At 73.5% G+C, this 22,059-nt stretch carries 20 protein-coding genes; 1 reads left to right on the plus strand and 19 read right to left on the minus strand.

The window, feature by feature from the left end; all coding sequences use genetic code 11:
• Positions 1-183: 183 nt before the first annotated feature.
• From ACA514_RS43950 to ACA514_RS43975, 6 genes are all read right to left on the minus strand, one after another.
• Positions 184-1,605, minus strand: a complete 1,422-nt coding sequence (locus ACA514_RS43950) for a S28 family serine protease (RefSeq protein ID WP_375047424.1) — start codon at positions 1,603-1,605, stop codon at positions 184-186.
• Between the two features lie 208 nt (positions 1,606-1,813).
• Positions 1,814-2,251: an acyl-CoA thioesterase gene (locus ACA514_RS43955; RefSeq protein ID WP_375047425.1), complete on the minus strand. Its 438-nt coding sequence runs from the start codon at positions 2,249-2,251 to the stop codon at positions 1,814-1,816.
• A 100-nt stretch (positions 2,252-2,351) separates the two neighbouring features.
• A complete protein-coding gene (locus ACA514_RS43960) occupies positions 2,352-3,722 on the minus strand; it encodes an enolase C-terminal domain-like protein (protein WP_375047426.1) in 1,371 nt (456 codons plus the stop codon).
• A gap of 196 nt (positions 3,723-3,918) precedes the next feature.
• A complete protein-coding gene (gene ettA / locus ACA514_RS43965; RefSeq protein ID WP_375047427.1) occupies positions 3,919-5,583 on the minus strand; it encodes an energy-dependent translational throttle protein EttA in 1,665 nt (554 codons plus the stop codon).
• Positions 5,584-5,715: 132 nt separating this feature from the next.
• Positions 5,716-7,005, minus strand: a complete 1,290-nt coding sequence (locus ACA514_RS43970; RefSeq protein WP_375047428.1) for a GGDEF domain-containing protein — start codon at positions 7,003-7,005, stop codon at positions 5,716-5,718.
• 368 nt (positions 7,006-7,373) lie between these two features.
• Positions 7,374-8,255, minus strand: a complete 882-nt coding sequence (locus ACA514_RS43975; protein ID WP_375047429.1) for a sigma factor — start codon at positions 8,253-8,255, stop codon at positions 7,374-7,376.
• A 127-nt stretch (positions 8,256-8,382) separates the two neighbouring features.
• Here ACA514_RS43975 and ACA514_RS43980 point away from each other — a divergent pair, with 127 nt between their 5' ends.
• Positions 8,383-8,775 (plus strand): VOC family protein, encoded by a 393-nt coding sequence (locus ACA514_RS43980; protein WP_375047430.1) that lies wholly within the window; start codon positions 8,383-8,385, stop codon positions 8,773-8,775.
• Positions 8,776-8,891: 116 nt separating this feature from the next.
• On the opposite strand, the gene ACA514_RS43985 is transcribed toward ACA514_RS43980, so the two are convergent.
• The 13 genes from ACA514_RS43985 to cobO all read right to left on the minus strand — a co-directional run bounded on the left by ACA514_RS43985 (position 8,892) and on the right by cobO (position 22,053).
• Positions 8,892-9,374 (minus strand): single-stranded DNA-binding protein, encoded by a 483-nt coding sequence (locus ACA514_RS43985; RefSeq protein WP_375047431.1) that lies wholly within the window; start codon positions 9,372-9,374, stop codon positions 8,892-8,894.
• An 86-nt stretch (positions 9,375-9,460) separates the two neighbouring features.
• Positions 9,461-11,206, minus strand: coding sequence for a GTPase family protein (locus tag ACA514_RS43990; protein WP_375047432.1), 1,746 nt, complete (start codon positions 11,204-11,206; stop codon positions 9,461-9,463).
• Positions 11,203-13,158 carry an AAA family ATPase gene (locus tag ACA514_RS43995; RefSeq protein ID WP_375047433.1) on the minus strand — a complete coding sequence of 652 codons (1,956 nt, stop codon included), beginning with the start codon at positions 13,156-13,158 and terminating at the stop codon, positions 11,203-11,205. Before ACA514_RS43995 ends, ACA514_RS43990 begins: the two co-directional genes overlap by 4 nt.
• Positions 13,155-14,393, minus strand: coding sequence for a uroporphyrinogen-III C-methyltransferase (gene cobA / locus ACA514_RS44000; protein ID WP_375047434.1), 1,239 nt, complete (start codon positions 14,391-14,393; stop codon positions 13,155-13,157). Before cobA ends, ACA514_RS43995 begins: the two co-directional genes overlap by 4 nt.
• 111 nt (positions 14,394-14,504) lie before the next feature.
• The gene (gene cobT, locus ACA514_RS44005; RefSeq protein ID WP_375047435.1) at positions 14,505-15,632 is read right to left on the minus strand and encodes a nicotinate-nucleotide--dimethylbenzimidazole phosphoribosyltransferase; all 1,128 of its coding nucleotides are present in this window, start codon (positions 15,630-15,632) and stop codon (positions 14,505-14,507) included.
• Positions 15,633-15,643: 11 nt separating this feature from the next.
• Complete coding sequence (cobC, locus tag ACA514_RS44010; RefSeq protein WP_375047436.1) at positions 15,644-16,702, minus strand: Rv2231c family pyridoxal phosphate-dependent protein CobC; 1,059 nt, start codon at positions 16,700-16,702, stop codon at positions 15,644-15,646.
• Positions 16,699-17,331 (minus strand): precorrin-8X methylmutase, encoded by a 633-nt coding sequence (locus ACA514_RS44015; protein ID WP_375047437.1) that lies wholly within the window; start codon positions 17,329-17,331, stop codon positions 16,699-16,701. The genes cobC and ACA514_RS44015 overlap by 4 nt, the downstream gene beginning before the upstream one ends.
• Before the next feature lie 98 nt (positions 17,332-17,429).
• Positions 17,430-17,882 carry a cobalamin biosynthesis protein gene (locus ACA514_RS44020; RefSeq protein WP_375047438.1) on the minus strand — a complete coding sequence of 151 codons (453 nt, stop codon included), beginning with the start codon at positions 17,880-17,882 and terminating at the stop codon, positions 17,430-17,432.
• Positions 17,879-18,877, minus strand: coding sequence for a methyltransferase domain-containing protein (locus ACA514_RS44025; RefSeq protein ID WP_375047439.1), 999 nt, complete (start codon positions 18,875-18,877; stop codon positions 17,879-17,881). The genes ACA514_RS44020 and ACA514_RS44025 overlap by 4 nt, the downstream gene beginning before the upstream one ends.
• A gap of 3 nt (positions 18,878-18,880) precedes the next feature.
• A complete protein-coding gene (locus ACA514_RS44030; protein WP_375047440.1) occupies positions 18,881-19,381 on the minus strand; it encodes a hypothetical protein in 501 nt (166 codons plus the stop codon).
• 85 nt (positions 19,382-19,466) lie between these two features.
• Positions 19,467-20,042, minus strand: coding sequence for a GNAT family N-acetyltransferase (locus tag ACA514_RS44035; protein ID WP_375047441.1), 576 nt, complete (start codon positions 20,040-20,042; stop codon positions 19,467-19,469).
• A gap of 32 nt (positions 20,043-20,074) precedes the next feature.
• The gene (locus tag ACA514_RS44040; protein ID WP_375047442.1) at positions 20,075-21,445 is read right to left on the minus strand and encodes a cobyrinate a,c-diamide synthase; all 1,371 of its coding nucleotides are present in this window, start codon (positions 21,443-21,445) and stop codon (positions 20,075-20,077) included.
• Positions 21,439-22,053 carry a cob(I)yrinic acid a,c-diamide adenosyltransferase gene (gene cobO / locus ACA514_RS44045; RefSeq protein ID WP_375047443.1) on the minus strand — a complete coding sequence of 205 codons (615 nt, stop codon included), beginning with the start codon at positions 22,051-22,053 and terminating at the stop codon, positions 21,439-21,441. Before cobO ends, ACA514_RS44040 begins: the two co-directional genes overlap by 7 nt.
• Positions 22,054-22,059: the final 6 nt, after the last annotated feature.

Below are 22,059 nucleotides of genomic sequence, written 5' to 3' on the forward strand. Positions count from 1 at the left end.
GCTCAGGCCTCAACCACCGTTCACGGGCAGGCACGCGGAGCGAGCGCCAGCGAGTGGAGCGGGCCTGCCCGCCGACCGACAGGCCGTTTCGCGCGGAGCGCTAGCGGAGCGGGAAACGGCCTGTCGTTCGTTGACGGGGGTTCCAGGGGGTCGCCCCCCTGGGTTACAGGGCGCCCCCCTGGGTTACAGGGGCGGGCGCTGGAGTTCCAGCGGGTCGTCGGCGGTGGGGCCGGTGGTGAGGGTCTTGGCCTGGCCCTGGACGCCGGCCCAGCGCAGCACGTCGTTCTTCGCCGCGGCCTGCTGCGCGGCGGGGAGCGCGCCGATGAGCCGGCCGCTGTGGTTCATGCCGGGGGCGACGTGGACGGAGGAGTCGCGGCTGCCGCGGCCGAGGCGGAAGGGCTCGGCGCCCCACGGGTCGTTCTGGCCGTAGAGGAACAGCATGTGGTCGGCATGGGACCGGACCCAGCCGTCGACGTCGCGCATCGCCTTACCGCCGTCGAAGCGCATGGGGATGTCGCGGGGGACGTAGGTGCGCGGCTGGTAGCTGCTCTCGTACCGCAGCAGCGGGCGCAGGCTCTTGAACTTCGGCGACGGCCAGCCGAGCTGCGTGCCCGCCTGGTAGTAGTACGGGATGTAGGGGGCGAGTCCCTGGTCGGTGTAGAACGACAGCCCGGAGACGTCGTCGAGCGTCTTGTAGAGGGCGTCGTCGGAGGCGTTCACCGGGGGCAGGGAGGCGCAGTCCGACTGCAGGTGGTACTGCCAGAAACCCCACTCGTAGTCCATGACGGAGTTCTCGAACGCGCGGTCCGGGGTGCGCAGGATCTTGAACGTCCAGCCGTTCTCGGTGGCGGCGGCCTCGAACCGCTTCAGCATGGCGGGGCGGCGCTTGAGGAACTCGCGGGCGAGCGACTTCACGTGGGCGCGGCATTCGGGGTCGGTGCCCACGGTCTGGAAGAACTTGTCGTAGGCGGTGTCGTCGTTGTTGTCGACGTCGTTGGGCGCCACGTAGACGACGCTGCCGTCGACGTCGCGGGGGTAGAAGCGCTTGTGGTAGACGGCGGTCATGCCGCCCTTGCTGGCGCCCGTCGAGATCCACTTGCCGTTGTAGATCGTCTTGAGCGCGCCGATGATCCGGTGCTCGTCGGTGGCGGCCTGCCAGATGGTGTCCTTCTTCCAGTTCGCGGGCTCGGGCCGGGACGGGGTGAAGTACCGGTACTCGACCGAGATCTGGTTGCCATCCACGAGCGCGGTCGGCTCGGCGGTGAACATGGTCTCGGGGGTGTCGTAGCCGCTGGTGTAGAGGACCATGGGCCGGTCCGCCGACTTGTGCTGGAGCATGATCCGCTGCTCGAACCACTTCCCGTGCGGGTCGCGGTGGTCGACGGGCTGCCGGTACTCCAGCCAGAACCAGCGGTAGCCGGGGATCGTGGAGGTCTTCTCCGTGACCTGCATGCCGGGGATCGCCTTGAGCCGGGCGAGGATGTCGTCCGACTGCGCCGCCCTGGCCGCCGTCGCGGGGGCCGCCGCCTGCGCCGCGGTGGCGCCGGTTCCGGCCATTCCCGCCGCCAGCAGCAGGGCGATCGCTCCTCGTGAGATGCGCCGCATTTCATCCCTTCCACGTGGGTTCGCCACATTTCGCGCAGCGACCTTAGAGGGATATGCGCGGCGAAAACGGATACCTGTTGCGCTTGTTACTTATCCGTGACGGCACGGTCATCACCGGGCCAGCCGGGTGCGCAGTGGCAGGGAAGGGGACGTGCAGGTCAGCCGGGGGCGGACGCGGGCCGCCGGGGGTCTCGGGGCGGCCAGGGCGTCAGTCCGTGGGGACGACGTAGCGCCCGATGAACTCGCGCTCCTCCGGCGTGAAGCGGCGCAGCCGGTTGGCCTCCACGTCGAACGCGACGAGCGTCGAGGTGGCGGTCGCGTACACGTTCTCGTCGTCGCGCACCTCGTAGGCCAGCTTGAACGACGCGGCGCGCGCCTCGGTCACCCACGTCTCGACCCGGATCGGGTAGACGGTCGGCAGCAGCGGCAGCCGGTAGTCGATCTCGTGCCGCGAGATCACCATGCCGCGGACCGGCTGCTCCCCCTTGCGCACCGGGTCGCCGTGGAACATCTCCAGGCGCGCGTCCTCCAGGTAGCCGAGGAACTTGACGTTGTTCACATGGCCCTGGGAGTCGATGTCCCCGAACCGGATGAAGAACTCGTAGACGTGCCGGTACTCGGCCGCGGGCAGGTCGGTCTGCTGCATGTCCTCGCCTGGGGTCGGGGGCCTGGAACCGGCGGCGGGGGAACTCCGCCGGTCGGCCCGATGGTACCGGCCGGCGGCCGCGCGGCCCGCGACCGCCCCGTCAGCGGGCGGCGTCCCTCACCAGGCACGGACGCTTCGGGTCGAACGTCCAGCCCGGGACGAGGTGCCGCATCGCCGCCGCGTCGTCGCGGTCGCCGAGCCCGTGCTCGCGGTACAGCCGGTTCGCCGCCTCGAGGCGCTCCTCGTCGATCTCCACGCCGAGGCCGGGCGCGTCCGGCAGCGCGACCGCGCCGCCCTCGATCCGCAGCGGGTCGCGGGTGAGGCGCTGCCCGTCCTGCCAGATCCAGTGCGTGTCGATCGCCGTGATCTCGCCCGGCGCGGCCGCGGCGACCTGCGTGAACATCGCCAGCGACACGTCGAAGTGGTTGTTGGAGTGCGAGCCCCAGGTCAGCCCCCACGCCTGGCAGAGCTGCGCGACCCGCACCGAGCCGCGCATCGTCCAGAAGTGCGGGTCGGCGAGCGGGATGTCGACCGCGTCCAGCCGGATCGCGTGCCTCAGCTCCCGCCAGTCCGTGGCGATCATGTTGGTGGCGGTCGGCAGCCCGGTCGCCCGGCGGAACTCCGCCATCGTCTCGCGTCCGGAATAGCCGTGCTCGGGGCCGCACGGGTCCTCGGCGTAGGCCAGCACGCCGGCGAGGTCGCGGCCGATGCGGACGGCGTCCTCCAGCGACCACGCGCCGTTCGGGTCGAGGTTGATCCGCGCGGACGGGAACCGCTCGGCCAGCGCCCGCACCGCCTCGGCCTCCTCGTCGGGGCGCAGCACCCCGCCCTTCAGCTTGAAGTCGGCGAACCCGTACCGGTCCCGCGCCGCCTCCGCCTGGCGGACGACCGCCTCCGGCGTCATCGCCTCCTCGTCGCGGACGCGCAGCCAGCCGTCCGCGCCGTCCTCCGGCTCCCGGTAGGGCAGGTCCGTCCGGCGCCGGTCCCCGACATAGAACAGGTAGCCGAGCATCGGGACGCGCGTGCGCTGGACGCCGTCGCCGAGCAGCGCCGCGACCGGCACGCCGAGGTGCCGGCCCATCAGGTCGAGCAGGCACGACTCGATCGCGGTCAGCGCGTGGACGGCGATCCGCGTGTCGTGCGTCAGCGGGCCGCGCCCGCCCGCGTCCAGATGCCCGAACGCGGCCCGCACACCGTTCAGGACCTCGTCGGACCGGCCGATCCGGCGGCCGACGACCAGCTCCCGGGCGTCCTCCAGCGTCCGCCGGATGCCCTCGCCGCCGGGGACCTCGCCGACCCCGGTGGCGCCCGACTCGTCGGTGAGCAGGAGCAGGTTCCGGGTGAAGAACGGCGCGTGCGCGCCGCCCAGGTTGAGCAGCATGCTGTCGTGCCCGGCGACCGGCACCACCCGCATCTCCGTGATCTTGGGCGTGCTCATCGTCGTCCCGGCCTCCCCGCTCCACCCGTCCACCCCACCTCACGGACGATAGGAGCCGGCGGTGATACCCGTCCAACACTGTTTACGCATTGTCCGATGCCGTGGCGACATCAATCGGACTAAGGACCCGCCGGCATCGTCCGGCGCGACGGAAGGGCGGACGGAAAGCAGAACGGCCGCACGGGCACCGGAAGGGTGCGCGTGCGGCCGTTCGCCGTCGTGCGGCGGGTCAGTCGCGGGTGAGCTTGCGGTGCGTGACCCGGTGCGGGCGGGCGGCGTCGGCGCCCAGCCGCTCGATCTTGTTCTTCTCGTAGTCGGCGAAGTTGCCCTCGAACCAGAACCAGTTCGAGCCCTCTTCCCACGCCAGGATGTGCGTGGCGATGCGGTCCAGGAACCACCGGTCGTGCGAGGTGATCACGGCGCAGCCGGGGAACTCCAGCAGCGCGTTCTCCAGGCTGGACAGCGTCTCGGTGTCCAGGTCGTTGGTCGGCTCGTCCAGCAGCAGGACGTTGCCGCCGAGCTTCAGCGTCAGCGCCAGGTTCAGCCGGTTGCGCTCACCGCCGGACAGGACGCCCGTCGGCTTCTGCTGGTCGGGGCCCTTGAAGCCGAACGCCGCCACGTACGCGCGGGACGGCATCTCGACCTGCCCGACGTTGATGTGGTCGAGGCCGTCGGAGACGGCCTGCCACACGGTCTTCTTCGGGTCGAGGCCGCCGCGGCCCTGGTCCACGTAGGAGATCTTGACGGTCTCGCCGAGCCGCAGCTCGCCGGTGTCCGGCTGCTCCTCCCCGACGATCATGCGGAACAGGGTGGTCTTGCCGACGCCGTTCGGGCCGATGACGCCGACGATGCCGTTCGGCGGCAGGTTGAACGACAGATCCTCCATCAGGGCGCGGTCGGCGAAGCCCTTGCCCAGCTTGTCCGCGACGATCACCGTGTTGCCCAGCCGCGGGCCCGGCGGGATCTGGATCTCCTCGAAGTCCAGCTTGCGGGTCTTGGCCGCCTCGGCCGCCATCTCCTCGTAGCGCTCCAGCCGCGCCTTGCTCTTCGTCTGCCGCGCCTTCGGGTTCGAGCGGACCCACTCCAGCTCGTCCTGGAGGCGCTTCTTGCGCTTGGCGTCCTTGTTGCCCTCGACCTTCAGCCGGTCGGCCTTCTTCTCCAGGTACGTGGAGTAGTTGCCCTCGTAGGGGAAGCAGCGGCCGCGGTCGAGCTCCAGGATCCACGTCGCGACGTTGTCCAGGAAGTACCGGTCGTGGGTGACGGCCAGGACGGTGCCCTCGTACTTGGCGAGGAACTGCTCCAGCCACTGCACGCTCTCGGCGTCCAGGTGGTTGGTGGGCTCGTCCAGCAGCAGCAGGTCGGGCGACTCCAGCAGCAGCTTGCACAGCGCGACCCGGCGGCGCTCGCCACCCGACAGCTTGGAGACCTCGGCGTCGCCCGGCGGGCAGCGCAGGGCGTCCATCGCCTGCTCCAGCTGGCTGTCGAGGTCCCAGGCGTTGCGATGGTCGAGCTGCTCCTGCAGCTTGCCCATCTCCTCCATCAGCTCGTCGGAGTAGTCCGTCGCCATCTTCTCGGCGATCTCGTTGAACCGGTCGAGCAACGCCTTGGTCTCGGCGACGCCCTCCTGCACGTTTCCGAGGACGGTCTTCTCCTCGTTCAGCGGCGGCTCCTGCTGGAGCATGCCGACGGTGAAGCCCGGCATGAGGCGCGCGTCGCCGTTGGACGGCTGTTCCAGACCGGCCATCATGCGCAGCAGCGTCGACTTACCGGTGCCGTTCGGCCCCAGAACGCCGATCTTGGCGCCTGGAAGGAAATGCAGGGTGACGTCGTCCAGGACGACCTTGTCGCCATGTGCCTTGCGCACACGCTGCATTGTGTAGATGTACTCGGCCATATCCTCAAGACTAGGGGACCCACGGCACCATTTCGTCGCTGCGCGGCAAGCGTCACCGGACGGTGCCGGCCGGACACCACCGAGCGGCCGCCGCTCGGACGGCGCCGGCCGGGCGGCGCCGGCCGGGGCCGGTCAGGCGTCGCCGGGGCGGGAGGCGTCGACGGCCGGGAGGCAGACGCGGTCGCGGCCGGACTCCTTGGCCCGGTAAAGGGCGAGGTCGGCCGCCGCCAGCAGCTCGATGAGGTCCTCGCCGTGGGTGCGGAACAGCGCGACGCCGACGGAGACCGTCACCGTGACCGTGCCCTCCTCGGCGGGCACCGCGAGGCGGCGGACGCGGCCGCGCAGGCGCTCGGCCACCCGGCACGCCTCCACGGTGTCGGCGCCGGGCAGCAGCACCACGAACTCCTCGCCGCCGAACCGGCCCACCACGTCGTAGTCGCGGAGCTGGTGGCACAGCGTGCTGGCGACCCCCACCAGCACCTGGTCGCCGATCAGGTGCCCGTGGGTGTCGTTCACCCGCTTGAAGTGGTCGATGTCGATCAGCAGCAGGGCGAGGGCGTCCTGGGTGCGCTGGGCCCGGGACAGCTCGGTGTCGGCCTCCCGCTGCCAGGCCGCCGCGTTCAGCAGGCCCGTCTTGGCGTCGGTGCGCGCCGCGGCCTGCAACTGCTGGTGCATGAGGCTGCGCTGCAGCAGCATCACGGGCGGGAGCGCCAGCAGCAGCAGCCCGAGGGTCAGCGCGCTGGTGATCGCCACGAGGGTGCCCACGCAGAGCTCGACCAGGTCCAGCAGGAGGCTCTCGCGCGTCCACAGCACGTCCCGCCAGCGGCTCTCGGGGTTGGCCGCGTGCGCGGCCACCGCGACCAGCGCCGTGTTCACGATGGTGAACAGCGCCGCGCAGCCGACCGCCGCCGGGATGCCGGGATACGCCTGCACCACCCAGTGCGGGGCGCCCGTCAGCGGCTCGGGGACCACCACGTGGAACACCAGTGACGCGCAGGCTCCGGCGATGCCGTGCGCCGCGGCGACGAGCCCTCGCCGGTAGACGAGGGTCCGGCGCACCCGGAACTGCAGGAGCGCCTGCAGCGGTACGGGGATCAGCAGCGCGTACAGCGGCGGCAGCAGCAGCGCGACGGGCAGCCACCACGCCGACAGCAGGTCCCGCGCCACCCCGGCCGGCATGCCGAGCCGGCGGGACGCCTCGATGCAGACGGCGCCGCACGCCAGCAGCGCCGCGAACGTCGCCAGGTCGTGGACCCGGAAGGGGGTGCGGAACAGCAGGGCGATGATCAGGCCGAGATGGACGGCGACCACCGCCGGCACATAGACCACGAGCAGGGACGGACGCCCCAGTAGCGATCGGCGGCGGGGCACGCGGGTGATTTCCCCGCCCCGGTCCTCGGCGGACGACTGCACTGCCGTCATCCTTCCCCCTTACACGCATCACGTTGTGTAACACGATAGTTGCAACGTGTGCGGAACGGGCGTGAAACCGGTACCTTCGATAGGGCACATGCTGGTGACCATTCTGGGCACCATGCATGGGAGGCCGCAGATCCGCGGACCTCGGCACATCCTGAGGGGGGCAACATCATGCGCGGCGTTTCCTGGATCTAGGCGGGCCCGCGGGACCCCGACAGTGCGGGGGCGCAGACCGGCAGCGACACCACCTGCCGGCCACGCCCCCGACCGCTCACATCGCGATCCCCCCGCAGCGGACGCCCAAGCGCCCGCCCCCCGCTCACGCCCGCCCCCAGCGCCCCACCACCCCACCGCCCCACCGCGGTCGAACGCTATTGCTCATCACGGGTCTTTCGGCTCGGGGGCAGGACGACGACGTCGAGGGCGCGGAGCCGGTCGGGGTCGGTGTCGACGGCGATGCGGGTGATCCGGCCGCCTTGAACGGTGAAGGCGATGACGGCTTTGACCACTCCGTGGTGGGTCCATACGGCCGCGGGCTCGCCGTCGGCGAGGGCGAGGCGGGCGGCCTGGGCTCGGCCTGCGAAGAAGGACGCCACGGCTTCGGCACCGCGGAACTCGCCGACGGCCACCGCGTCGGGATCGAGGAGATCGAGCAGGGCGTGGAAATCGCCGCCGCGCGCCGCCGCGAGGAACGCGGCGACGATTTCCTGTTTCGCTGAACGCGCAGTGCCGGACGCCTCGGCGGCGCCCTGCACGCGGCGCCGCGCCCGGCTGGCGAGCTGCCGGGTCGCCGCCGGCGACCGGTCGATGATGGAGCCGATCTCCCCGAACGGCACCGCGAAGACGTCGTGCAGGACGAGCGCGAGCCGCTCGGCGGGCGCCAGCGTGTCCAGCACCACCATCAGCGCGACGCCCACCGAGTCGGCCAGCAGCGCCTCGTCCTCGGGACCGGCCTGGCCGACCGGGTGGACGCGCGCCCGAGCCGTCCCCGGCTCGGGGGGCAGCGCCCCGATCGCGTCCTCGGGCCTGCTCCGGCGCGCCTCCATCATGTTCAGGCACACCCGCGCGACGACGGTCGTCAGCCACCCGCCCGGGTTCTCCACCTGACCGGTGTCGGCGCGGCTGACGCGGGCCCACGCCTCCTGCACCGCGTCCTCGGCCTCGCTCCGCGACCCCAGCATCCGGTACGCCACCGCCTGCAAGTGCTTCTGGTGCTCGGCGAACCGCGCGCTCAGCCAGTCCTGCTCGGCCATCTGTCACACTCCCGCGAAATCTCCTGTCATACGAAGTGACCGGCGCGATCGCGTCGATGTGACATCCGGGCCCGGCTGTCCTCCCCGCCGCATCCGGCGGGCCACCTGCACATGAAGGAGACAAGGCATGAAGGCTCATGTGAGCTCCATCCTGCTCGGCGTCCGGGACATGGACCGGGCCAAGCGGTTCTACGCCGAGGGCCTGGGCTGCGAGATCGACAAGGACACCCGCCACTTCGTCTCGTTCCGCGTGGGGGAGGGATCCCTGCGGCTCGCCCTCTACGAGTGGGACGCCGCGGCGAAGGACGCCGGCGTCTCCCCCGAGGGATCCGGATTCCGAGGGGCCTCCTTCCACCTGAACCCCGACTCGCGCGAGGCCGTGGACGAGACGATGCGCAAGGCCGTCGAGGCAGGCGGCAGCGTGGTCAGGAAAGCGGCCCCCGCCCGGTGGGGCGGCTACTTCGGCTACTTCGCCGATCCCGACGGGTACCTGTGGAAGGTCACCACCTCCGCCTCCTGACCGCCTGACCGTCACGCGGGCCCCGGTCGGCGCGGCCGAGGCCCGCGTCACGCGGGCCGCGTCACGCGGCGGGGGCCCGCGTGTCCATGGCGCCGAGGGCCGTCATGCCTGCCGGGTCATGCGGCTTGGGGGGTGGGTTCGGCGGGGGTCTCCTCGGTGTCCGGTGGGGCGGTCAGGGCCCACTGGTCGGCGGCGTCGCGGGCGGTCTGGCGGTCCTCGTCGCTGAGCGCGCCGCCGCGCTGGACGGGGCGGAAGTCGGCCGTGCCGCGGCCGAGGTCGTGGCCGACGGTGCTGGCCTCGATCTCGGCGGAGAACCGCCACTGGCCGTCGCGCTCGTACTGCCGGACGCGGAGCCGCCCCGTGACCAGGACGGGCGTCCCCCGCCGGAAGTCGGAGGCGTTGACGTTGTCGGCGAGGCCGCGCCAGCAGTTGACGGTCAGGAACATGGTGTCGAGGTCCTGCCAGGAGCCGGTCTCCCGGTCGTAGCGGCGGGGCGTGCAGCCGACGCGCAGCGACAGGAACGGCGTGCCGTTGCCGGTGACGGTGTAGTACGGCTCGGCGGCGGTCCAGCCGATGACGGTGACGTGCGCTTCGTTCACGGGTCCTCCGTTGGTTCGCGTGCTTGTGGAACCAACGGTGCCCGAGCCGTCACCATGGGCGACAGCTCCGTGGAAAATGTGGATAACTACGCGGGCGGGCGGCCCAGCGCGACGTCCACGTCGTGCCGGAAGCCCGCGTAGACGCGCAGGTCGGCGGCCACGGGCTCGATGACCTTGTCGCGCGCGACCCGCTCGATGCCCTCCCGCATGTGCTCCTCCATCTTGTCGCCGTGCTTGGCGGAGGAGAGCGCGACGAGGTTGCGGCAGGCGGACGAGGTGAGCCAGCCCATGCCGAGCGTGCAGACGACGAGGACGGCGACGTACGGGATGAGGCCCGCCTGGCCGATGAGGCCGCCCGGGTCGTCCCCGCCGACCTTGAGCACGCCGTAGGCGACCAGGACGCCGATCCAGACGACGCTGAGCGCGGCGACCAGGACCAGGAAGTACTGCCAGGTCTTGACCAGCCACCACCAGCGCGGCACCTGGTTGAACGTCGGCAGCGCCTCCTTGAGGGACTCCCCCAGCGCCTCGGGGATGCCGGCGGCCTGCGAGCGCGCCGCCGCGCGGACGGACCGGGCCCAGTGCACGGGCAGCTCGCCGGTGATGCCGTCGGTGACCCCGGCGAGCGCGTTGTCCACGTCGCCCTGCTGGGCGCCGATGGGGCCGGTGAAGGCGTTGCGGAGCTCCTCGCGCAGCTCGGTGAGGCGCATCCGGCGCAGCGGGTCCGAGCGCAGCCGGGTGATCAGCGCGCTGACGGGCCAGCCGACGAAGTCGGCGGCGCGCAGCTCGTAGGCGCTCTCCATCGCCTCGGCCACGGCGGGCGCGCCCGCGGCGTCGGTGAGGGCCTGGACGAGCTCGTTGCGGCGGTCGTCGTCCACGGTGACGGGCGGTTCGGCGGCGAAGCGGTGCTCGGCGAAGCGCTCGGCGATCCGGTCGACGTCGGCGGCGAGGCGCTCGCTGCGGGCGCGGCGCGCGGCGACGGTGTCGACCAGGACGTCGCGGAAGCCGTGCACGCCGTCGTCGGCGACGGCGGAGGTGGTGATGATCCGCGGCTCGGAGAGGCCCTCGGCCTCCAGCAGCCGGCGCAGGTCGGCGACGCAGTCGTCGATCTCGTCGGGGGCCAGCCGGTCGACCTGGTTGAGGACGATGAGGGTGACGCCGGCGTACCGGGCGAAGGGGACGATGTAGTTGCGGTGCAGCGCGGCGTCGGCGTACTTCTGCGGGTCGACGACCCAGACGAGCAGGTCGGCGATGGTGACGAACCGGTCGACCTCGGCGCGGTGCAGGGCCTGGATGGAGTCGTGGTCGGGCAGGTCCAGCAGGACGAGGCCCTGCAGGGAGCTGTCGGCGCGTTCCAGGTCGAGGGCGCTGGCGCGGGCGTAGCGGTGCCGCTTGTCGACGTCGAGCCAGTCGAGCAGCGGCCCGGCGCCGTCCAGGCCCCACACGCAGGCGTGCGCCTTGGACGTCATCGGGCGGCGCATCCCGGTGGGCGACAGCTCCAGCCCGCAGATCGCGTTGAACAGCGAGGACTTGCCGCTGCCGGTGCCGCCGGCGAGGGTGACGACGGTGTGCTCGCCGGACAGCCGCAGCCGCTGGCCGGCCCGGTCGAGCAGCGCGCCGGCGTCGTCGAGGAGCGGCCGGTCCAGCCGTCCGGTGCCGGCCTGGACCAGCCGGTCCAGGCCGTTGAGGCGGTCGGTGAGGGTGGGGGCGGCGGGCTCGGCGGGCGGCGGTCCGGCCTGCGCGGCCGGGTGCTCGCCGGAGGCGTCCCGCGGAGGGACCGGGATGCCGCCGGGGCTCGTCGGCGAGCCGGCGGGCAGGGCCGAGGTGGTCATCGGGCGACCTCGAGGTTGTAGGTGGCCTGGTAGAGCTGGACGGGGACGGTCTCGTCGGGGATGCCGGCGCCGTCGAGCACCTGCCCGAACCGGATCGCCTCCTCGTCGAACAGCATCCCGATGCGGCTGCGCAGGTCGGCGCGGGCCTTGGCGCCCATGCCGCGCAGCGACTCGGCGCCGAACAGCGCCTTGAGCAGCCGCTGCGGCACGGCGCTGGTGCCGCCCTCGACGGCGACGTCGGAGGTGCCGTAGCCGAGCAGGCCGATCATCAGGACGAGCGAGACCGCCTCGGTGTCGAACGAGACGAGCTTGGCGACCGAGCGCTTGGTCACGCCCTCGGTGCGGATCAGCTCCTGGACGTGGTCCTGCCAGGCGCTGACGGCGCGGGTCACGCGGCGCGCCAGCTCCGGGGAGACGTGCCCGATCTCGTCGCCGCGCCCGGCCAGCACCTTCCCGCCGGCCGGGTGGGCGCGCCAGCGGACGACGACCTGCTCGGCGCCGTGCTCGGCGGACGACATGATCAGCGATTCGAGGCCGCTGCGCAGCGCGGCCTTCAGCGCGCGCACACGGGCGGGGCTGCGGTGGCGGCGGCTGGTGCCCCGGCCGCGGCGCGCGCGCTGGACGTGCAGTGCGCGCAGCAGGTCGCCGGTGCCGGCGAAGTCCTGCCAGCGGGCGAGGACCTCGCCGCGCAGCAGCGAGCCGTTGCGGGTGGCCTCGTCGAGCTCGGCGAGGGCGGTGCCGTAGGCGGCCTCGACCTGCTGGGCGAGCTCGGCGCGCTGCTCGACCTGCGCCTCGACCTGCCGGGCCAGCTCGGGGACGCGGGTGCGGAAGCTGTCCAGGACGGCGGCGAGGGTGTCGCTGATGACGATCTCGCGGTCCTCGACGTCGTCGGCGACGCCGACCAGCCAGGCGCGGATGTCCTCGACGGCCTCCTCGGGCAGCCGGCTCTCCTCGATCCGGGTCTCGGGGATCGTGAAGCGGCGGGCGTCGCCGACCTCGTGCCCGTCGAGCATCTCGGCGAAGTGCTCGACGACGTCGGAGGCGCCCTGCCCGACCGATCCGGGGCGCCCGCCGGGGCCGTCGCCCTGCGGGACGCGGGAGAGCACGACCCCGATGGTCGCGCCGTTCTCCTTGGCGCGCTGGAGCATCTGCCACACCTGCGCGTCGGCGTAGCGGGCGGCGGTGGTGACGCACAGCCACAGGTCGGCGGCGGCCATCAGCTTGGTGGCGAACTCGTAGTGGTCCTCGAAGACCGAGTCGAAGTCGGGGCTGTCGAGCAGCGCCAGGCCGGGCGGGAGGGCCTCGCTGGCGATGACGACCAGCTGGTCGCCCGCGATGGCGTCGGGGGCCGGGCCGCGGACGCGTCCCATCCCGGGCAGCATCGGCCCCTCCATGAACCACTGCACGTGGTCGGGGTGGCAGACGAGGATCGGGCTGCTGGTGGTGGGGCGGAGCACGCCGGTCGCGCTCACGCGGGACCCGACCAGCGTGTTGACCAGGGTGGACTTGCCCGCGCCGGTGGACCCGCCGAGCACCACCAGCAGCGGCGCGCCGGCCGCCTGCAGGCGGGGCAGGACGTAGTCCTCCAGCTGGTTGCGCAGCTCGTCGCGGGCCTCGCGGGCCTCCTGCACGCCGGGCACGTCCAGCAGGAAGTCGAAGGCGCCGAGCTGGTCGCGCAGCGCGGTCAGCGCCCTGACCAGCTCGCCCTGCCGGACGGTCGCCGCGCCGGACCGGGCGGGCGCGCCGGACCGGGCGGGCGGGGCGGCGCGGGCCGCCGGCGCCGCCGTGCGCCCGGGCGCCTCGTCGCCGGCGGCCGGCTCGGCGCCGGACGCGGCCTGGTCCGGCTTTTCGGGCATGGTGCTCCCGGTCGCGGGCTTCGCGGAGTCCTCGCCTCCGCGTCCGGTGCCCGCCTCCTCGTCGTGGACCGCGCTTCGCTCTGCGGGGGGTGTCACGGATCCCGTCCCAAGTCGGCTCGAATCGTGTCGATCTCTCGCGCCACGTCGACGACGTCGCCCACGACCACGATCGCCGGGGGCCGGACTCCGCCGGCGGCCATCTCGCCGGCCACGGTGCCCAGCGTCGCGGTCAGCGTCCGCTGGCCCGGGAGGGTGCCGTCCTGGATGACGGCGACCGGCGTGTCGGACGAACGACCATAGCGCACGAGGGCCGGCGCGATGACCGCCATGCGCTCCACCGCCATCAGCAGGACGAGCGTCCCGTGGGCGCGGCCCAGCGCCTCCCAGTCGACGGTCGATTCCGGGTGGCCCGGCGGCACGTGCGCGGAGACGACGTGGAACTCCTGCGCGACGCCGCGGTGGGTGACCGGGATGCCCGCGGCGGACGGAACCGCCACCGAGCTGCTGATCCCGGGGACCACCGTGACCGGGACGCCGTGCCGGGCGCAGTGCAGCGCCTCCTCGCCGCCCCGGCCGAACACGAACGGGTCGCCGCCCTTGAGCCGGACGACGAACTTCCCCTGCCTGGCGTGCTCGACGAGGTAGTCGTTGATCTTGTCCTGGGTGACGGTCCGGCCGTAGGGGATCTTGGCCGCGTCGATCACCTCGACGTCGGCGGCCAGCTCGTCCAGCAGCCCGCCGGGCGCGAGCCGGTCGGTGACCACGACGTCGGCCATCGCCAGCAGCTGCCGGCCGCGGACGGTGATCAGGCCCGGGTCGCCGGGGCCGCCGCCGACGAGCGCGACGCCGGACGGCTTCTGCCGGGACCGCCGCGACTCCAGGCCGCCGTCGCGCAGCCCGTCCACCACGGCGTCGCGGATGCCCGCGGCGCGCCGCGGGTCGCCGCCGAGCAGCACCCCGACGGTGGCGTCGCCGGCCTGCCCGCTCGCGGGCGTCCAGGCCGGGGACGACTCGGCGTCGTCGGCGCGCACCGACCAGATCCGTGCGGCCTCGGCCTCGGCGACGACGTCCCCGTTGACCTTGGCGTCGTCGGTGACGGCCTGCACCAGCCAGGCTCCCGCGCAGTCGCCGCGCCGGTACGGGCGGGCGTGCCAGGCGATCCGGCCGGCCTCGGCGAGGCCCTGCAGCGAGGCGGTCACCTCGGGCGACACGAGGACGACCTCGGCGCCCGCGTCCAGCAGGGCGGGGACGCGGCGCTGCGCGACCCGGCCGCCGCCGACGACGAGGACGCGTCGCCCTCGAAGGCGCAGACCTAGCAGGTACGGGGGCACGTGGTGATTCTTTCGGACGCCGGTGACGGACAAGTGTCTTTGTGGAACAAAGGTACTCGGGTTGGCGAGTTCATGGAGAGGGGCTCCGGCCGTTCGATAGCCGAGCGTGACTCATTCCGAGACCAGCTCGTTACGGGGCGCGGCCTCCTTCTCGGTGACCCCGGCCGAGTCGAACGTGGCGACCTCGTGCAGCACCCGGACCGCGCCCTGGACCAGCGGCAACGCCAGCAGCGCGCCGGTCCCCTCGCCCAGCCGCAGCTCCAGGTCGACCAGCGGGCGCAGCCCGAGGTGATCGACCGCCGCGGAGTGGCCGGGCTCGGCGGAGCGGTGCCCGGCGACGCAGCCGGCGAGGGCGTCGGGGCTCATCGCGGCGGCGGCGAGGGCCGCCGAGCCGGCGATCACCCCGTCCAGCACGACCGGGACGCGCAGCGCCGCCGCGCCGAGGACGAACCCGGCGATCCCGGCGTGCTCCAGCCCGCCGACGGCCGCCAGGACGTCCAGCGGGTCGCGGGCGGCGGCGCCGTCGAGGAGGCCGTGCCGGGCGAGGGCCGTCCGGACGACCTCGACCTTGCGGGCGTGGGTGGCGTCGTCGATGCCGGTCCCCCGGCCGGTGACGCGCTCGGGCGGCAGGCCGGTGAACGCGGCGATCAGCGCGGCCGACGCGGTGGTGTTGGCGATGCCCATGTCGCCGGTGATCAGGCAGCGGGCGCCCTGGTCCGCCAGCTCGCGGGCCACCTCGATGCCGGTCGCGACGGCGCGGCGCGCCTCGTCCATGGTCATCGCGGGGCCGGCCGTCATGTCGGCGGTGCCGGCGGCGATCTTGCGGGCGAGCAGGCCGGGCGCGGGGTCCAGCGGGGCGGCGACGCCGATGTCCACGACGGTGACCCTGGCGCCGACCTGCTTGGCGAACGCGTTGACGACCGCTCCGCCGGCGACGAAGTTCGCCACCATCTGCGCGGTGACCTCTTGTGGCCATGGCGTCACGCCCTGTGCGTGCACGCCGTGGTCGGCGGCGAAGACGGCGACGGCGGCGGGCTCGGGCAGCGGCGGCGGGCACCGCCCGGCCAGCCCGGCGAGCTGGACCGAGACGTCCTCCAGCACGCCGAGCGACCCCGGCGGCTTGGTGAGCCGGCCCTGCAGGGCGCGGGCGTCGTCCATCGCGGCCCGGTCGGGCGGCGCGATGGCGGCCAGCGTCTCCCCGATCAGGTCGCCGGCGGCCCCGGTCACTTCATCGGCCACGGTCGTCTCCCTCAGATTCCCAGCTCGCCGAGCACGTCCAGCAGAGCGTCGTTGGACGGGCGGTCCCGCACGGAGATGCGGAGCCAGTCGCTTCCCAGGCCGGGGAAGGTGTCCCCGCGCCGGACCGCGTAGCCGCGCTGCCGCAGCAGCGCCCGGATGCCGAGGGCGTCCGGCACGCACAGGCACAGGAACGACGCGCGCGCCTCGGGCACCACGTACAGGCCGCGGGCGGTCAGCTCCGCGGCGAGCCGGTCGCGTTCGGCGGCGAGTCCGGCCGCCCACGCCTCCGCCTCGGCGATCGCCTGCGGCTCGCAGCACGCCTCGACGGCCACCAGCGCCGGCGTGGACACCGCCCACAGCGGCTGCGCCTCCGCCAGCCGCTCCACCAGGTGCCGGTCGGCGAGCAGGTATCCGGCGCGCAGCCCGGCGAGCCCCCACGTCTTGGTCAGCGACCGGATCACCGCGATCCCGGCGGGCAGCCGGGTCGCGAGGGTCTCCGGTTCGCCGGGGACGCAGTCCATGAACGCCTCGTCCACGACGACCGTCCGGCCGGGCCGGGCCAGCGCGGTGATCGCGGCGGCGGGGTGCAGCACCGAGGTCGGGTTGGTGGGGTTCCCGACGACGACGAGGTCGGCGTCGTCCGGCACGACGGCGGGGTCGAGGGTGAAGTCCTTGCCGAGGACCGCCCGCTCCACGGTGTGCCCGGCGGCCCGCAGCGCCGCCTCCGGCTCGGTGAACTGCGGATGCACCACGACCGCCTTGCGGGGCTTCAGGACGCGGGCCAGCAGCACGAACGCCTCGGCGGCGCCGGCGGTGAGCAGCACCTCCCCGGCGGCCCGGCCGTGCCGCCGCGCGACGGCCCGCCGGGCCGGCCGCGGGTCGGGGTATCCGGCCAGGTCGGCGACGGACGCGCGGAGCCGGTCGGCCAGCCAGGCGGGCGGCGTGCCGGTGCGCACGTTGACGGCGAAGTCGGCGAGCCCGTCGCCGACCTCGGCGTCCCCGTGGTGGCGCAGGTCGACCTCGTCGGCGTCGCCGTCCGGGCCGACCGCCGCCGGCCAGTGCCCGATCACGGCGCCCCCCGTCCGGCGGCCGCCCCGTGGCCCGCTGCGGGGCCCGCCTCGAAGTAGAGCAGCGCGTTGACCGCCGCCGCGGCCACCGCGGACCCGCCCTTCTCCGACACGTTGCTGAGCTGCGGCAGCCCGCTGGCCCGCAGCGCCTCCTTGGCCTCGGCGGCGCCCACGAACCCGACGGGCATGCCGATGACCAGCGCGGGACGCACGCCGCGCGCGATGATCTCGAAGATCGCCTCCGGCGCGGAGCCGACCACCCAGACCGCGCCGGGCCCGACCTCGGAGTACGACAGCCGGATCGCGGCGGCCGACCGGGTGATCCCGGCGGCCCGCGCCATCCGCCCGGCGGCCGGGTCGTCGGCGTGGCAGACCGCCTCGCGGGCGCTGATCCCGGCGGCCGTCATCCGCTCGTCGGTGACGATCGGCGCGCCGGAGCGCAGCGCGGACCAGCCCTGCGTGAGGAAGTCCTCCCTGGTGACCAGGTCCACCGCGTACTCCAGGTCGGCGGTGGCGTGGATCACCCGTTCGGCGACGGCCCGCCACAGCGGCGGCATCGGCGACAGGTCGACGCGGGAGCGCAGGATCTCGTAGGACCGGACCTCGATCGGGTGGGGCTGGCGTACGGTCACTGCGCCTCCAGGTTGATCACGGTCGGGTGGGTCACGGTCGGTCCTCGCGGTCGCCGGGGGTTGTCGTCGGGCACCAGGGTTTCACGGGTCGCGGGTGGCTATGACCCGGCTGCACCGGGTTCACCGGTGACGGGCGGGTTCGCCGGGATGATCCGGGCCACGGCCACCGTGGCGCGCGCGGTCGCGCGCTTCGCCACGACGAGCCGGGCACCTCCGCCGCAGGGGTCGTGCGCACCGCCGCCGAGCGCGCGGGCCCCGTGCAGGGCCGCCGCCTCGGCCACGCTGGCCGTCCCGGTCCGGGCCCGTACGCCCTCGGCCGGGTTCGGCACCGCCACCTGCGCCAACACGCCCACAGGGTAGGCGACGAGGTGAAATCCGAGCATTTCGGCCGCGTCGCGGACGCCACCGGTGCCCGCCCGCGCCTCGACGGTCGCCAGGCACGCGACGTCCTCGCCGCGCAGGTCGTCGCGGGCGAGGACGGAACCGATCAGTCCGGCGATCTCGCGCGCGTCCGCCCGGCTGGACGCGCCGGCGCCGACGACCAGGGTCACAGGACGGGGCGGCCGGGCGGGGGCGGGAGGGTCTCGACGCCCCTGATCCGCTTCGCGGGCGGCCGTTCGGCGACGGGGACGGGGCGTTCGGCCCAGATGATCGTGATGGGGGGCGGCGGCTCCGGGGGCTCGGGCAGCGGGTTCACCTGGAGGCTCGTGGCACGGGCTCGGAAGCCGTTGGCGCCGAGGACGTCCAGGAGGGCGCGGATTCCGCCTTCCGCCGCCGTGGCGACGAGGCGGTGCCGGGCCTGCGACGCGCAGATCCCGAGCGCCTCCGACGCCGCGTCCGCCAGGAAAACGGCGTCGGGGACGGGCAGATGGTCGAGGACGGTACGGATCTCGCCACGGGACACCGCCACCCGGACGCCATGCCTGCGGACGTTCTCCCTTATCCGCGTGCACGCGGAGTCGTCGCGGTCGAGGGCCACGGCCGCCGCGCCGAAGCGGGCGCATTCGATCGCTACGGAGCCGTCACCGGAACCGATGTCCCAGACCATGTCCCCTATGCCGGGCCCCAGTTTCGCCAGCACCAAGGAGCGCGCCTCCGGTGAGAGCGCCGATTCGCCGCCGAAAGCGTCCTCGGGCAATGCCCAGGTCGGTTCGCGTAGGGCGGGGCCGGCGATCCAGGTGGGCGTTTCCTCCCCGCGCCGGTTGTCCAGCACCAGGACCACGTCTGGTTTGTTCCATGGCCGTGTGGTCGCTTCAGCCGGACGGACGTGGACGACGCGCTCGCCAGGCCCGTCGACGTCCTCGCACACGACGAACGAACGCGGCGTCTGCGGGAACAGCGCGCGTCCCAGTTCGGCAGGTCCCGCGCCGGGGGCGGTCAGCACCGCCACCTTGGGGTGCGCGCGGCAGGCGTTCACCGCGCGCCGGAACTCCTGGGCGGAGACGACCAGCGCGTCGTCCCAGGGCACGCCGGCCAAGGCGAAGGCCCGCCCCGCCAGCGCCATCGCGGGGCGCGGCGAGCCGTCACGGCCGCTGACCGTGAGCATGGCCTACCGCGCCATCCGCCCGAACATCCCGACCATGCGCTCTCCCCTCGCGTCGACCAGCACGACCTGCGCCGCCACCGGGCTGGTGGCCGATCCGGCCGCCTCGGCGGCGAACCGCTCCAGCTCGCCCGCGGTGCGCCGGCACAGCTCGCGCCCGCAGGGACCGAGCCGACCGGCGGCCTCCCACAGCTCGTAGACGCGCTGCGGCGTGCCGGCCCGCTCGACCTCCCCGGCCAGCGCCGCGCCGCCGTCCAGGTCCGCGGTGATCGCGGCCAGCGCGGGGACGCCGCCCGCGATCCCGGCCTGCTCCTCCATGCCGGACACCAGCACGACCTGCGCGAGCCCCTCCCCGACCGCGCCGCGCAACGCGGCGAGGCCGGCGGGGACGAAGCAGTCGTCCGGCAGTTTCGGCAGCATCCGGCGGGCCGTCTCCCCCGCGTTCGCGCCGTGCATCACCAGCGTGCGCCGCGCCGCCCTCGGCTCGGCGGCCTGTGTCCCGGTCATGCCCGTCCTTCCTGGTCGTGGACGTCGAGCCTCCTGCAGGCCGCGCCCGGGCCGGGACGCGGCGCGCCGGACGCGCCCGGATCGGTCAGCATGCCGGGCCGCCCTGCCAGAGGTCGGGGGCGATGCGGCTGAAGACGAGCATGTCCCGGTTGACGCCGCCGGCATCGCGTTCCGCGCCGCGCGCCACCCCTTCGCGCACGTAGCCGGCCTTCTCCGCGACCCGGATCGAGGCGTGGTTGGTGGTCATCGCGCGCAGCTCGACGCGGTAGAGCCCGCAGCCCCGGATAGCCCAGTCCGAGATGAGGGTCAGCGACTCGGTCGCGTACCCGCGCCCGCGCGCGCTTGACCGCATCCCGTATCCGACCTCGCAGGTCAGCTGCGCCCAGTCCACCTTGAACAGCCCTATGGTGCCGAGGAGGCCGCCGGTAGAGCGGTCGGTCACCGCCAGATGGATGCCGAGGCCGAAGCGCTGCACCTTGTGGACGCCTTCGCGCAGGAACCAGGCGAGCGGTTCGGCCTCCAGCGCGTCCGGGAAGTTCGGCGGCAGGAAGTCCTCGCCGGCCCGGATCACCTCGATGAGCTCCGGGGCGTCGTCGAGCCCGAACGGGCGCAGCACGAGGCGTCCGCTCTCCAGGCGCACGCTGTCGGTGAAGACGTCCACACTGCTCCCATCCACGTCCGCCGGCGGACCCGTCACAGGCAGGCCGCGACCATCCGGCTGGCGAACCAGGGAGATCCGGCCCAGTGCACATGGAGGTAGGACGCGACGCAGTCGCCCCGGACAAAGCCCACGGGACCGGACGCGGACCACTGCCAGGCGGCGGTCTCCCCATGGTCGGGGTCCGTCACCGTCCGGTGGAACTCGTGCCCGTGCACCCGTTCGCCCGCCCGGGCGACGACCGAATCGGCCACCGCCACCGCGGCACGATAGCCCAGCGTCAGCCGTGGGGCCATGGCCGCCTTGGCGCCATTCAGCACACCGCACATGGGGACGCCGTCGAGTTCCTGTGCGAGGTAGAGGAGTCCGGCGCATTCGGCGTAGAGGGGACGGGACGCGTTGGCGAACGCCGCCAGTTCCTTGCGCAGTCGTTCGTTGGACGACAACTGCGCCGCGTACACCTCGGGGAAGCCTCCGCCTATGACGACGCCGCGCGTCCCGTCGGGCAGGCTCTCGTCCTGCAGCGGATCGAACCGGACGACCTCCGCGCCCGCCGCCTCCAGCAGTTCCTCGTTTTCCGCGTAGCCGAACGTGAACACGGGACCGCCCGCTACTGCGATCCGGGGTCGTCCGCGGTGCTTCTCCGGTACGGCCGTGGACGGATCCCAGGGCACCGCGTCCAGTTGTGGCGCGCCCTGGGCCAACGCCAGCAGCGCGTCCAGGTCGCATGACGCCGCCACCAGATCGCCCAGTCTTCTTACGCTCTCCACCGCTTCGGCACTGCGTTCGGCCGCCGGCACCAACCCGAGATGCCGGGACGGCGTGACGGCGTCGTCGCTGCGGCGCAACGCCCCCAGGACCGGCAGCCCGAGTTCCTCGACGGCGTCGCGGCACATGCGCTCGTGGCCGTCCGACCCGAGCCGGTTGAGGATGACGCCTCCGACGCGGACCGTCCCGAACGACCGGAACCCGTGGACGAGCGCCGCGACGGACCGTCCCGCGGCGGCGGAGGCGTCCACGACCAGCACGACCGGGGCGTCCAGGAGCGTCGCGACGTGCGCGGTCGAGGCGTAGTCGCCTCCCCCGGCCGAGTCGGACGGCCCGAGCCCGGCCGCGCCGTCGTACAGGCCCATGACGCCCTCGACCACCGCGACGTCCGCGCCCGCCGCGCCGTGCAGGAACAGCGGCACGACCATTTCTTCGGACGTCAGCCACGGATCGAGGTTCCTGCCGGGCCGTCCCGTCGCGAGCGAGTGGTACCCGGGGTCGATGTAGTCGGGCCCCACCTTGTGCGGCGACACTCGCAGGCCGCGCCTCGTGAACGCCGCCATGAGCCCGGTTGCCACGGTCGTCTTGCCGCTGCCCGACGAGGGCGCCGCGATGACGAGCCGCGGAACGGTCACCACTCGATGCCCTTCTGGCCCTTCTGGCCGCTGTCCATCGGGTGCCGCACCTTGCCCATCTCCGTGACCAGGTCGGCGGCCTCGATCAGCCTCGGGTCGGCGTCCCGGCCGGTGATCACCACGTGCTGGTTGCCGGGACGGCCGGCGAGCGTGTCAACGACGTCGTCGACGTCGACCCAGCCCCACTTCATCGGATAGGTGAACTCGTCCAGGATGTAGAGGCGGTAGGTCTCGGCGGCCAGGTCGCGCTTGATCTGCTCCCAGCCCTCGCGGGCGTCGGCCTCGTGGTCGGCCTCGGTGCCGGGCCGCTGGATCCACGACCAGCCCTCGCCCATCTTGCTCCAGAACACCGGCCCGCCCTCGCCGGTCTGCTCGTGCAGCCGTCCCAGCGCGAGCAGCGCGTTCTCCTCGCCGATCCGCCACTTCGCCGACTTGACGAACTGGAACACCCCGATCGGCCAGCCCTGGTTCCAGGCCCGCAGCGCGAGCCCGAACGCGGCCGTCGACTTGCCCTTGCCCGGTCCGGTGTGCACCATCACCAGCGGCCGGTTGCGCCGCTGCCTGGTGGTGAGCCCGTCCTCCGGCACGTACTCCGGCTTCCCCTGCGGCATCTCAGT

Source organism: Actinomadura sp. NTSP31 (genome assembly GCF_041951385.1).
Classification (GTDB): domain Bacteria; phylum Actinomycetota; class Actinomycetes; order Streptosporangiales; family Streptosporangiaceae; genus Spirillospora; species Spirillospora napierensis.

What these genes read in the sequence shown, in the direction of transcription:
- ACA514_RS43950 (WP_375047424.1), bottom strand. Translation starts at nt 1,605, where the DNA reads ATGCGGCGCATCTCACGAGGAGCGATCGCCCTGCTGCTGGCGGCGGGA.
- ACA514_RS43955 (WP_375047425.1), bottom strand. Translation starts at nt 2,251, where the DNA reads ATGCAGCAGACCGACCTGCCCGCGGCCGAGTACCGGCACGTCTACGAG.
- ettA (WP_375047427.1), bottom strand. Translation starts at nt 5,583, where the DNA reads ATGGCCGAGTACATCTACACAATGCAGCGTGTGCGCAAGGCACATGGC.
- ACA514_RS43970 (WP_375047428.1), bottom strand. Translation starts at nt 7,005, where the DNA reads ATGACGGCAGTGCAGTCGTCCGCCGAGGACCGGGGCGGGGAAATCACC.
- ACA514_RS43975 (WP_375047429.1), bottom strand. Translation starts at nt 8,255, where the DNA reads ATGGCCGAGCAGGACTGGCTGAGCGCGCGGTTCGCCGAGCACCAGAAG.
- ACA514_RS43980 (WP_375047430.1), top strand. Translation starts at nt 8,383, where the DNA reads ATGAAGGCTCATGTGAGCTCCATCCTGCTCGGCGTCCGGGACATGGAC.
- ACA514_RS43990 (WP_375047432.1), bottom strand. Translation starts at nt 11,206, where the DNA reads ATGACCACCTCGGCCCTGCCCGCCGGCTCGCCGACGAGCCCCGGCGGC.
- ACA514_RS44025 (WP_375047439.1), bottom strand. Translation starts at nt 18,877, where the DNA reads ATGCTCACGGTCAGCGGCCGTGACGGCTCGCCGCGCCCCGCGATGGCG.
- ACA514_RS44030 (WP_375047440.1), bottom strand. Translation starts at nt 19,381, where the DNA reads ATGACCGGGACACAGGCCGCCGAGCCGAGGGCGGCGCGGCGCACGCTG.
- cobO (WP_375047443.1), bottom strand. Translation starts at nt 22,053, where the DNA reads ATGCCGCAGGGGAAGCCGGAGTACGTGCCGGAGGACGGGCTCACCACC.